The following is a 13,479-nucleotide window of genomic DNA, read 5'->3' as shown; positions in this document are numbered from 1 at the left end:
TTGGGCCCGGCTTTAGCGGCAGCTTTTCACGCCAAACGGAATCCCTCTTTTGCGCTCATGCGCTGACAAGATCTTTGAATTCCGCACTAGGTAAATATATATAAATCATGAATAAAGACAACATTAAATTGACCCTTCCCCTATAGGAAAAGGTTAAATTAAATATTGACCTTCAATAAACCATCCTACTTCATTTGTCGTCTAATGTCAATTTATAATTTCGATTTGGATTGAGGATTACAGCGTAAATTACAACCTGCAGAATGAACAAAGAGGTCAGCGATAGCTGGCCTCTAAGGTGTTTCAATATAGATAAATGATTACAAAGTAAATAGAGTTTCTTCCGCCCTTTGGATCAGTCGCTGCGTAATCCGACCGCCTACAGCTCCTGCATCTCTAGATGTGATATGTCCCCAGTAGTCTTCCTTCACTGATGATGCTTGGATAGAGCCTAGTTCAGTCGCAAACTCCGTATCAGCATTCAACGACGACATTTGCTTACCTACCGGCAAGCCCAATTCAGCTGCAATTTCATACTTTAGAATATCCAATGCCTTTTTCGACTCCGGAACCACTTTACTTCTAGCCATAACCAAACGCCTCCTCAGAGTTTTTAGTTGTGATCATGTACGTGTTAAGCAGCTGACCTTTCTCAGTTGGGTACAATGATTAGTATGGCTAGAATCGTACAGGCAACACGAATAAGAAGTTGTCAATTTGGGTAAAATTATGGAGTAGATATTTATTGCGTAACCTTACTACCGTCTGCATTCAAAATCAAAAATCCACCACGTACCATTACATAAATGGACGTGTCATTCTTCGGTGATGGCTTAATACCTCGGCCCTCAGTCGGGAAAATCAAAAGATGATTCAGCGCGACTTCCGTCCCCGCTGCCAAGTCTTTGCCTCCCGTTACATCCGGGATGCCATTCTCATCGTTGCTCACGGCGAGTACCTTGCCGCTTCGCACGATAAACTCCGCGCCAGCGCCTGCGTACAGGGTTTGTCCATTCTGCAATTGGACAACCTTCATGTTCGCCGCTCCCGTTGGGGTAGTGCTCGTGCCTCCGTTGCTCCCGCTAGGCTGGCTTCCGCCAGCAGCTGCGATCGCGGAGGCAACAATCTCCTTCACCTTTGCTTCGCTTAAGGTGTTCTGCTCGAAGTAGCTTTGAGTGATCAGCGGGTCTGTTGTGCCTGGTGTTGGGGCTTCGGCTTGGAAGGTTGTTACGAAAGTGCTTAGGAGAAACGTTAGTAGAATTGCTGTTAGGGTTAGTTTGATTTTCATGAATTCTCTCCTTTTCATTTCTTATATCATAGAAATACTATGTAATAAACAAAGAAAGACCCCGAAGGGTCTTTCTAAATTTGTTACAGGTTTTACAAAAGATTAGTTCGTAACGATTGTAGAAACTGTTTTACCATTGCTTGTTACAGCTGTTAACAAGAACTCATTAACATTTGCACCAATTGTTACTGCGCCAGTTGATTGATCAACTGTTACAGTTCCAGCAGTTCCACTAGTTGCTTTAACACCAGAAACTGTGTACAGCACGCCTGTAATTGCGTTGTAAGCGTTGATGTTTGCACCAGTGAATTCAATACCATAGTTGTCAACAACTTTAATGTTCATTAGATCATAAACATTTCCAGCAGCACCAACTGTACCAGCAGTCAAAGCTTTCGAAGCATCTGCAGTGATTGTAGCAACTACAGGAGCATCTACTTTAACGTTTACGTCTACAGCTTTGGAAATAACTTCATTGTTAGCTGCTTTGAATGCAACTGTAATTGTAGCTGTTCCCACTTTGTTACCAATAACTTTTACTTGACCATCAACTGCGCTGTATGCAACTTTAGCAACTGTTGTGTTGGAAGAAGTTGCGCCAATTACACGGTTGTTTGGAATAGCTACTTTGTTGCCAGATCCGTCAACTGCAGTAATTTCTACAATGCGACCTGTTGCTACTGTGAAGTATTGAGTGTCAACTTTTTGAGCTGCAGTCAGGTATCCACTATCAAGAGAAGCATGTAGATCTTTAACAGTATTCACGCTGTAAGTCAAGGAGCTATCGTTAGCTACAGTTGTGATGGACTTAGCTACTTCTTTGATAACTTTATCTTTAGTGCGATCAGCAGCATTAACAATCTCTACTAGAGTTGCTTTGAACTCTGCTTTACCTGCTGTACCTGTGATTGTGTTAAACACAAAGCCTTTGTTAAAGCCAGTGAAGTTAATAAGCTCTGATCCAGCTGTGTAAGGATAAGCAGCATCTTGACCAGCAACAGTAGCATAAGTTGTTCCTGTTACGCTTGTTTTGATAGCGTATTTAGCAGCTACAGACGGTTTAAGTGCATCTAGAGTAGCACCGTATTGGTCTTTAACTAACAATTTAAATTTGGACGTTGCTCCAAGTACAGCTTTAGCAGCTGGATCTGTATCAACAGCGATTGTGGTTGGTTTACGAACTTCAACAACATTAAGGTTCAATGTAGCATTGTTTTGAACTCCAGTTGAGTAGATACCAACGTTTAGGAATACGATTCCTCTTTCGCCAGATGTAACAGTAGCAAGTTTCAATTTACCTTTATTTTCGCCTGTCTCAACAACACCTGTAGTTCCAACCATGCCAGTACCAGTAGCAACAGTTGCACCAGATACTTGAACAGTGAATCTACCGTTCTTTGCATTATCAACGATTTCATCTTGCGTTAATTTGTTTCCAGCTGCATCATAAGCAACGATTGGAACATACTTGTTAGTATCCTCAGCTGCAAGAACGCCTGTGAAAGCTCCAAACTCAACTTTGTTAGCTACTTTGGAAGACTTAATGCTTACAGTTGCTGTAGCAGAAGAAGAACCAACGAATAATGTTACAGTATAATCAGCATCTTTCTCGACGTTTTTGTCAAGAGTTACTTTGATTTTACCGAAGTCGGATTTATCAACAAGTACTGCATTGTCGTAGGAATAAGGGGAAAGAATGGATTCAGTTGTAACAGCGTTAGCGTTAGTAGAATCTGAAGTAACAACGTCACCGTACTGGTCATACTTAGTAAGGCTGAACTCAGCTACGTCACCTTTGCTAGTAAGTGCCTTCTTGTCTCCTGGGTATTTAACAGTTCCAAGTTCAATTTTGGAGATGAAAGGAGCTGTTCCAATTTTGAACACTTTTTGTACGGATACAGCAGAGTTATTGAAGAACACGTTGACTGGAAGTACAGAAACTTCAGGTTGTGTAGCAACTCCACCCACCACTTCAGTGTTAACATCAAGCTCTAGTAAACCAGTGTCGTCGTTTCTTGTAATTGCTTCAGTGTTACCGTTCACGTATGCTGTATAGCTTCCACCAGTGAATGCAGCATTTTCGCCATATTGGTTAGTAGCTTTTACTTTGATTTTTACTTTCGCACTGCGAGCGATTTTCTCACTTGCATTTACGAATTCGATTTTAGTTACTTTCTCGTCTTCAGCAGTGAATTTAGCAACTCCAGTTGCAACAGTCGCTGCATCAACTCCACCAAGAGTTACAGTGTACTCACCAGCAGTTAGCTTGTAGTCTTTCAAAGTCAATACTGCGGATTTCTTGTCAGCGGACCATACTGCAGTAGTTGCTAGAGCAGTATTACCATTAGCAAGAGAAAGTGTTGCTACAGCTGTGTCAACTGCTTTGCTAAGTTTAACTTCAACTTTAGTAACGCCAGTTGCTTTAGCTTCTGTAACGGATACTTTACCTTGAGATTGAACAGCCACGTCAGCAGCGTATGAACCTACAACAAGATCAGCACGAGTTGCAAGTTTAGCGCCGTCAGCTCCTAGGTCTACACCAGCTGCTTTAGCAACATCTAGGTAACCTTGGTACCAAGGAGTAGTTGTTTTAACGTCAGCTGCTTTACCAAAGCCTTTAACAAGCAATGTAGCAAGTTGACCTAATGTAACGTTATCTTTTGGAGCGAAAGTTGTATCAGTCATACCATCGATGATACCAGCTTTTTTAGCTGCTTCGATGAAAGGAATTGACCATGCTATGGAAGCATCAGTTCCATCAACATCTTTGAAAGAAGAAGTTTTATCAGTTCCAACAGTTAGGTTGAAGATTTTAGCAACCAATTTAGCAGCTTCCGCACGAGTCATGTTACCTGTTACGTCGAAAGTTGTATCTGTTTTACCTTCCATGTAGCCTTTTGCAAGCAATGCATCGATTTTCGCAAGCAATGCTGCGTCTTTACCAGCAAGATCTGTAAAGTCTTTGGAAGTTTTAACTGCAGCTTGTGTTGTTACCGCTGTTGGAGCTGACTCAGCAGCCATTGCCACCGAAGCGAACATAGAGAATGCTAGTGTTGCTGTTGCGATTACTTTTAAACTTTTTTTCATAACCTTTTTTTCTCCTCCTTGAATATCGTGAGTTTTATTTTTTAAGTTTGTTTGTTCTTTATTCCAGCTCGATTTACTCATCTTATTGTTCACCCCCTCTCCAGAGTTAGAGCATAATATAACTAAGGTTCGCTTGTAGCTCTCAAGCTACATTTGAAACTAGTAAACTGTAATGAAATAAAATAGGAACCTAGACCAATTTACATTATACATTGATCACTCTGGATCGTAAAGAACTATTTTCAATACTGTATCCATGTATAACTTTTGCTAGCTTACTGAGTGTTTCAAAGTATTAAACGCAGGAGTTTCATAAAAGTTGCGATTTACTTCAAAAAATATTAGCACTTCACTTCTTTGCTCTCGTGTAGCTTCGCGTCTATCACCTCGGCTACAAACTTAGTATACGACATTGTATACGTGATTTCATTGATAAGTATTTTCCAGTCGACATACCTTCAAACAAAAAGAGAAGACCCATAAGGGCCTCCTCCGCTTATTTCATGCCTTAAGATTAGTTAACCAGTGTTGTAACGGATTTCCCATTTGCAATTGCTTTAATAGTGAACTCAGTTACACCTGCCCCAACGGTGATCGTACCGTTAGCATTCACAGTTACTTCTCCGCCTGTTACGTTAGTTACTAGATATTGTACACCAAGTAGGCCTGCGTATCTCACTAGCTCAGCACCTGTATATTCAACACCGTAGTTATCAACGACTTTCAGGTCTGGCAACAAAGTGTATGCAGCAACTGGCGTCGTTGGCATTGTGATGTCATTAGATCCAGCAGCTGTAATTGCTGTAGCTACTACTTGATCCGCTTTAACAGTAACCGTCATTGCCTCGTCTTTCGTAGTTCCGTTAGCCAATTTGTATACAACTGTAATCGTCGCTTTACCAGCTTTGTTACCTACGATTACCGCATCACCAGCGTCTTGTACTACTTTTGCTACGTTTGGATCAGAGGAAGAAGCGCTAACTACTCGGCCTGCAGCAATTGCAACTGCTTCTCCGGATTTGTTTTTCGCTGTAATTTCTACTTTTCTTCCTAGGCTGCCATTAAATGCCCATTCTGTTGCGGAAGTAAGTCCTTTCTCGCTGTTTGCAACGAAATCACTATCCAATGTCGCATACATGTCACTTACTGGTTTGATGCTGTACGTCAAGTCAGTGCTATCCGCAACAACTTCCATGGAGCTATCCACAGTTTTCAAAATATTTTGTTTTGTAGCACCTGGGTTTTGAATCAGTTTAGCTTCTACTTTAGCTGTCCCTACACCCGCGGCTGTAAATGTAAGACCTTTGTTGTTCAAATCTTCAAGATGAGTTGCTGTGTACTCATAAACTTTTGGTCCTTCTTGGTTAACAACAGTTGTTTCTAGACCTGTGAATTTTGCAAAATTGCTTCCTGTGATTGTAACAACAACTTTATAGTCGCCATCGTAATCAGCAATTGTTTTACCTAATTTCTCACCATATTGATCTTTTACAAACCATTTTACAGTTGTTGTGCCGCCAATCAATGCTTGTTGAGCTGGCTTGTTACCATCAAGTACCAATGTTTCCGGTTTACGAGCTTCTTGAATTTTAAAACTTTGTTGCGCATTGCTTTGAACATTTGCAGAGTAGATACCTACATTTATAAAGACTACGCTGTTTGCGGAAGCTTGGATCGAATTAAGCTTGATTTGTCCTTTGTGTTCGCCCGTTTGAACAATCGCGTCGTTTCCATTATGTCCTGTTGCAGCTGTTGCACCAGAGATGGATAGAGTGAATCTGTTTGCTGCCGCTTGATCAGCGATTTCTTGTGCAGTCAATTTCGCACCATTTGCATCAAAAGCAACAATAGGAATGTACTTATCCGTGTCGCCATGAGCTAGTACACCTGTAAAGGTACCGAACTCTACTTTGTTTGCTACTTTAGAAGCATCCGTTTTTACTGTAACTGTTGCACTTGCAGAGCCAACATAAATTGTTGCTGTGTAGTCTCCTGCTTTTTCAAGCTTTTTATCCAAGTTTATTTTCACAGTATCATAATCGCTATTTACAAGTTTAAGAGCTTCAAAGTTATTAGGTGTGATCACAGCACTATATTCTGTGCGATTTGCTGGGATTGCTGCCTTAGGAACAATATCACCATACTGATCGTAACGAGTGATTCCAATTTCTGCAACATCGCCTTCGCTGGAAAGTGCTGTTTTACCCGCTGGATATTTCACTGTACCTAACTCAATTTTCGTTACGTATGGCTCAGTTCCAACTTTGAATGTTTTTTGTACAGATACAGAAGTGTTTGTTAAGAATACATTCACAGGGATTACATCAATCTCAGATTGATTTGCACTTGTGTTAAGCGTAATTTCTAACAAACCTGTATCATCGTTACGGGTCAATGTTTGGGAAACACCTGATACATACGCTGTATAGCTACCACCATTGATTGAAGCTACTTCACCATATTGGTTCTCTGCTTTTACTTTTACAACAACTTTAGCAGATTTAGCAATTTTATCACTTGCATTTACAAAGCTCAATTTTGTTACTTTTTCATTTTCAGCTGTAAACGTTGCTGTTGTTTTATCGACACCAGCTGCATCCAAACCTGAAAGTGTTGCTGTGTAGCTGCCTTCAGTTACTTTTACATCAGTCAAGGTCAGTACAGCCGATTTCTTGTCATTAGCAAATTTAACTGTTGTTGTTACATCTGCAGTGCCTTTTGTTAAAGTAATTTTAGCTTTATCTGTGTCTACAGGTTTGTTAAATGTCACGGTTACTTGTTGGAAACCAGTCGCTTTTGCTCCTGTCACTGATACTTTACCAGCCGGTACAAATTGTTGCTTAGCTTCGTATGCGCCGCTAACTAGTAAATCGCGAGTTGCGTTAACCATACCGCCGAAAGTGCCGTCACCATTGTTAGCTAAAAGGTTCAATTTCAATGCTTCAGCTACATAACCTTGTGCCCAGCCAGAAACAGTTTTATCTGTACCAGTCAATGTTTTAGCTTCTCCGTCTTTACCAAGAACACGAACCAAGAAAGTTGCTAATTGTTCTTTCGTTACTTTACCAGCCGGGTTGTACATGCCTTCTGCATATCCGTCAGTTACGTTAGCTGTTTTCAAAGCTTCGATGTAAGGAAGTGCATAACCATTAGCCGCGTCGGACACACTAACATCCTTGAAGCTTGAAGTTTTAAGATCCTTGTTTACGTCAAGACCCATGATCAATGCTGCTACTTTCGCAAATTGCGCGCGGTTCATTTCGTCTTTAAGACCGAAAGTTGTGTCGCTCACACCGTCAAAGATCTCAGCGGAGATCATTGCGTCGAACTTCGCTTTTGTTGCTGCGTCAAGGTCTTTCAAGTCCGTGAAATCTGCAGATGTTTTACCAAATGCTACGGATGAGAACATGGAAAGAGCCATGGCGGACGTAAGAACTACGGATAGGGTTTTCTTCATAAAGGTTATTTCCTCCTAATATTTGAAAGTTTTTTTAAAAAAACTTATAACCAACGGGGCGACTGATAATCTGATTCCTATTTCCTATTCGGATGAATCAATGTTTGTTTCGCGTGTAGCTTCGCGTCTATCATCTCGGCTACAAATTTAGTATACGATACTCTATACGATTTTTCATTGCTAACTATTTACCAACAGTCATTCTGTGTATAACAAACAGACCCAACACGTTTTAAGTGCTGGGTCTGTTTGTTACTTTAAATTTAAGGAACCATCTTCTGTTGCTTCATCACACGATATCCGATTATGGATGCTTGTGCGCGTGTAAGCAGCTCAGTCGGGTCAAATCGCACTGTTTCTTTCTTCTCTCCTGGAAGTAAAGCGTTTGGAATTCCTTCGATTAGCCCCGCTTTAGACACTGCTTCTACAGCAGGTCTGGAATAGGACTCAATTCTGTCGCCATCCGTAAATGCTTTTTGCAATGTGATTAGGGACTTATTAAGATCAGTGTTCATTTTCATTTCGGCCGCCCTAGCGATCATTACAGCAGCGTCTTGGCGCGTAATGGATCCGCCTGGGTTAAATCTATTGCTCGCTTGACCACGAATAATACCCGCTCTCGCGGCTGTCTCAACATACTTATAGTCATAAAGCATGCCTATTGCGTTATCAATTTTGAGAACATCCGAGAATGTTGAGCTACCCGCGTAGTTCAATGGAAGCTTAAAGATTTTAACCAATACTTGAGCAAACTCGCCACGTGTAATGTAATCATTCGGGCCAAAAGAGAACGTAGTTTTCGCTCTCATTAAACCTTTGGAGTACAGTGTCTCGAGCTCATTTCTTGCGAATGAGTGCCCTGTCATATCATCGAAGCTGCGATCCATATACATAACTTGATAGTAGCCGAACTTTCGGAATGGCACTGTGATCGTGTTGTTTTTGGTATCTACAACGCCGCCGAGGTTCCTCCAGCCATAGTCTGTTGTATTGGAATAATTCGCATATATATCGTAGAAGAACACAGTGATGTACTTTCCAGCATCTTGACGAATGGCTGGATCAAACTGCAGTGTCAATTCTCCATCTTGTGTAGGTACAACGATCTCATCGTTGAGACGGTTAAAATATGCTCTTCCTGAGTTCGTTGTGTCATACGGATCAACGCCCGTGCCGTTAAGCCCATTAGTTAAATCATCAGCTGTTGTTGTAGTTGAATTTGGCGCTGGAATGAAACCTGCGTCCATATAGTACAGATTACTTGCTGCATGGAATGTATCTTCTACAATTTTGGCGCTAATTTTAGATTTATAATACCCATTCGGTACAGGAAATAGTGCTTTATCTACTCGACCATCATCTGTATCCGCGATACCAAACAAGATCTTACGTCCTGTTGTAATATACTGATTGTTATTGCTATCCGGTACATTTCTCATTAATTTAGTGTCTTTAGGGAAAGATAGCTGTAATCCACTATTAAAGAGTTTAAACTTACTATTCATATTTTGAAGCGTGGCTGCACCCTGAACATTGGTATTGGTATTGAAGAGAATAAAACTACCATTCACTTTAGCCCCATTACGATTAATAGTAAATTTGATTTGATTTGCACCAGGCTTCAAATTAGTAACTTGATATAAATATTGATCCACGGAATTCACTGTACGTTTGGTTGCTTCATTCTTATCGAAGAAAACACTATCCGCATTCTCAGCTTCAATAATGATGTTATAAAAATCACTATTGATGTTAGATTGTAACTCCCCTTTAGGGTTCTTAATCAAGAGAGGTTGAACAACCGTGTAAGGAACATTCTGCCTTGTAATAGTAATAGACTTCGTTGCTGTGATATTAGAATTATTGGTGATTCTAAACTCAAATACAACATCTGAGTCATCCAGCAATTTAAAAGCTGTTGTTTTAAAGTTTGTGCTACTAATTGAAGTAAAGTAATCAGCATTACCAGCTGAAGTCACTGATTGCGAATTCGCTGTTTGGTCGATAACAGCAATCGAGCTGGAACTACCTATCGTTTGCTGATAAACTAACGCATCTCCCTTGGCATCTTTCGTATGTACAACCAAGGTTAAAGCTTTAATTGGTGAGGCCGTTCCATTTGCGTCTAGACTTGAATATAGCCCGTCAAAAGAAACAGTACGCTGCGTCGTTGTGTAAGTATCAGGATCACTGTTGGCGATAAATTGAGTTCCTGATGTACCACTCTCCACAGGCTTAATAGCTGTAAATTGAGGAGCATCTGTTGAGAATAAATAGATGTCATATGACTGTTCTGTAATAAATACATTATTGACGTAAATTTTGAACTTCAACGTATTTTTACCTTCTACCATTACCTTCGTAAGATCAGCATTAAAGGAATTCAATGGTAGAGTAAATGTATTCAATGTTCCTGGAATCGTTGGTGTTGAAGGAACTTTTCCAAATATCGCTTCAACAGTTCTAGAATCAAGCGTATAAACACTTTCGTTCATAGATACTTCTACTTTATTAACAGGTACCGCAGGGGCTGTTACTGGATCTTGATAGAAGTTAACAAGTCTACCCGAAATACACGCTTCTGTAGCTCCACATTTTAAGTTTTTGATATTTTTAATCGTCATACTGTTAGAAATATTATTAACCAAGACATAAGGAGCGTTACTTATGCTCAACTTATAATCAACTGTGCTGTACTTCGGCGTTGTTGCCCCAGCGTCACTATAGAGCTCAATACTTAATTTCTTGTTACCATCAGTTATGCCTTGTAGTCTTAGGTCATACTTGTACATACCGGTCGCAGCATCAAGTGTCCTTACTATTGGTTCAGGGTAATATACCCCATCAATCAGAGCTTTGATTGCGCGAGTTTCGCTATTTGCATACACGTGAATGTCAGCAGGAAGCTCATTCACTAGTGTTGCATCACTTAAGCTAAGTTCATTTTCAATCGTTCCATTACTTATGGTTGATTTATCGATGTATGGATGACTAGGATCTACATATTTAAATTTATATTCTGTGATGGCTGGAATTAGGCTATTAGTAACATCTCTGAAAGTAAATGTTAGACGCTGCTCATTCGCGGCAACAGTAGTAATAGTTGATATGGCAACCTTCAAGTCTTTCACCAGATATTCATTGTTTCGAGTCAATGAGTTGTTTTTAGATGCAGAGTAGGTGACTCCTGATACCGTTGTTGGTAGAAGATCACTAGGATCACCTAAATCAATTGTTGCCACAGAAGCGTCGTTAACAGCCACATCTACATAGCGGTATCGCAAGGAACCTGATGTTTCTAAATCACTTTTTACACTAGCCGTGAAAGTTAAGGCACTTGTTTGGAATGTTGGAATCGTAATTAAGTCTTTTTGAGGTAATAACCCTGCCGTATCCTGTATTTTTCCGTTAAAAGCAAACGGCTGGCCATTATCGTACCAAAGTTTTTTAACTACTTGATATTTATTCGTATCATTGTTCGCAATGAAGCTAATCATGTTGTCACCTGGATTCAAACAGAAGCTGGTAACAGAAGCACATGTAGAAGATGATTTGTTCTTGTCGTCCCCTGTGAAATAGAAGTAACCATCATTACTTTTGAAGCCTTGTTTAGGCAGACTATCGCCAGTTAATGTAGCTTGAACAGCACTAGCATTGGATGCCTTCGTTTTAATTTGAATACCTGTTGTCCCTGCTTTCAGAGGACCACGGTCAATCGGATAGATCTTTCCTTCTTCCAGTTGAGCGTTATTTACCGTAATATCGGATAAATTGGTCGTTGGGGCGTAGTAAAGCCATCCTGGTGCAGATGCAATTGCATTTGACTCTCCCAGGTAAACGACGACTTTATTTAAGCCTTCTGTTAACTGGATATTATCGAATTTCACAAGATTCGTTCCAGTAACAACCGCTTTGTTGTTTTTCTCTGTTGTCACAGCGCCTGAATTGATATTCGTAATTTCGAAATAGATGGATGGAATCTGTGAATCTGTTACATTTGTTGTTTCTACATTTAATGTAAAAGGTAATTGCGTGATTCGTGTAACTAAATTGTTATCCGTTGGCTTGGCCAAGGATGTACCGGCATTATCAGTCCCTGTGTAAAGATTCTTAATAACAAGCGTTGAAGCTGCGCTCGCAGTCATAGCAGGCATTAAACTAATCATTAAAGTCATGATCAGTACGATACTTGCCCATTTGGTATGCAGTTTTTTCAAAACGAGTTCCTCCTTATGTTATATAAATGTTGTTAGCATCCGGCAGGTCAATCCTTATAACTCTATGTAAGACTAGATTTCGACAATCCCTCCCATATTCTTCTAACATTCCACAAGATTAGACGCGGCTGACCGCCAAAAGTTACTGTACATTACTTATCGGTAGATTACTTGGAAATGTTTAGAGAGAATCCTTGAAAGTAAGAAAAACCCAGCCACGAGGGCTGGGTTTGATAAGTCATATGAAATGAGATGAATATTTATTTCCCTAAGCGATCGCTCTGCACTTGCTTACCAACTAACCTTTGTAGGAAGTTGATCACTGGTTTGCGGCTTTTGCTTATGATACCAATGGCCTCTGCTCCTACAAGCATAACGAGGAACAACGCTACTATAATCATGATCAATCCCCAAGTAGAGTCTTGGGAAATAAATACCGAGCAGACTACCGCGCTGCCACCGAAAATCGCAGCAATTCCATAGATGATCAGAACGCTTGTACGATGGCTGAAGCCCATTTGCAATAAGCAGTGATGCAAGTGACTTTTGTCCGGTGCCGAGATCGGCAGTTTATTCACATAACGACGGAGCATTGCGAAGAATGTATCAGATAATGGCACGCCTAGAATCATAATCGGAATTAAAAGTGAAACGACAGCCGCTTGCTTAAAGCCGAGAATCGATAGCGTTGCGAGGGCGAAGCCCAGGAACAAGGCGCCAGAGTCGCCCATGAAGATTTTGGCTGGATGGAAGTTAAAGAACATGAAGCCTGAAATACTTCCTAGCAAAATCACACAAAGTAAAATAACAGTTACATTACCCATCATTAGGGCAAGAACGAGAATTGTTGTTGTTGCGATACCCGATACACCTGCTGACAAGCCATCAAGGCCATCTATCAAGTTAATCGCATTCGATACGCCGACAATCCATAATATCGTAATCGGGATACTCAACCAGCCAATTGGCAGATTAGTTTCACCAAATGGAATATTGACTAAATCTATTTTGAGTCCAAAGGAGACAACGATACAGGCAGCGATGAGCTGGCCTAACAGTTTCCATTTGGGAGATAGTTGAAAGCGATCATCTAGGGCTCCTGTGACAACAATCACAAAGCCTCCGAGCAGAAGTCCGAAAGCAGCATCTGAGTTCACGGCATCAAGTGCTGGAGAGACGATGAAATAAGCTCCGACGAACGCAAGGAAAATCGCTAATCCTCCTAGACGCGGCATAATTCGCGTATGAACCTTCCGATGGTTCGGGGCATCAACAGCTCCTACATAGAAGGCGAATTTTTTGACCAGGGGTGTCAGCAACAACGCCATAACGCACGCAGCAATAAACCCTATCGCATATAATCCATACATGTCTTCTTCACAGCTCCTCTTATCATGGGTGGCAGGCTGGTGACCGCCGAAATGAATTAT

Annotated in this window: 6 protein-coding genes; all 6 read right to left on the bottom strand. The window is 40.8% G+C overall.

Annotated features, from left to right (window positions below):
- Positions 1 to 320: 320 nt before the first annotated feature.
- The 6 genes from AC58QC_RS22540 to AC58QC_RS22515 all read right to left on the bottom strand — a co-directional run bounded on the left by AC58QC_RS22540 (position 321) and on the right by AC58QC_RS22515 (position 13,419).
- Positions 321 to 590 (bottom strand): alpha/beta-type small acid-soluble spore protein, encoded by a 270-nt coding sequence (locus tag AC58QC_RS22540; RefSeq protein WP_497417298.1) that lies wholly within the window; start codon positions 588 to 590, stop codon positions 321 to 323.
- 152 nt (positions 591 to 742) lie between these two features.
- Entirely contained in the window at positions 743 to 1,288 is a 546-nt protein-coding gene (locus AC58QC_RS22535; protein ID WP_497417297.1) for a hypothetical protein, read from the bottom strand.
- A 102-nt stretch (positions 1,289 to 1,390) separates the two neighbouring features.
- A complete protein-coding gene (locus AC58QC_RS22530) occupies positions 1,391 to 4,456 on the bottom strand; it encodes an S-layer homology domain-containing protein (RefSeq protein ID WP_497417296.1) in 3,066 nt (1,021 codons plus the stop codon).
- A 433-nt stretch (positions 4,457 to 4,889) separates the two neighbouring features.
- Complete coding sequence (locus AC58QC_RS22525) at positions 4,890 to 7,832, bottom strand: S-layer homology domain-containing protein (RefSeq protein ID WP_497417295.1); 2,943 nt, start codon at positions 7,830 to 7,832, stop codon at positions 4,890 to 4,892.
- 263 nt (positions 7,833 to 8,095) lie between these two features.
- Positions 8,096 to 12,049, bottom strand: coding sequence for an S-layer homology domain-containing protein (locus AC58QC_RS22520; protein ID WP_497417294.1), 3,954 nt, complete (start codon positions 12,047 to 12,049; stop codon positions 8,096 to 8,098).
- Between the two features lie 260 nt (positions 12,050 to 12,309).
- Complete coding sequence (locus tag AC58QC_RS22515) at positions 12,310 to 13,419, bottom strand: glycosyltransferase family 4 protein (RefSeq protein WP_497417293.1); 1,110 nt, start codon at positions 13,417 to 13,419, stop codon at positions 12,310 to 12,312.
- Positions 13,420 to 13,479 lie beyond the last annotated feature (60 nt).

This window comes from Paenibacillus sp. J22P51 (assembly GCF_059692215.1).
This window is presented reverse-complemented; position numbering and strand designations above follow the sequence as displayed.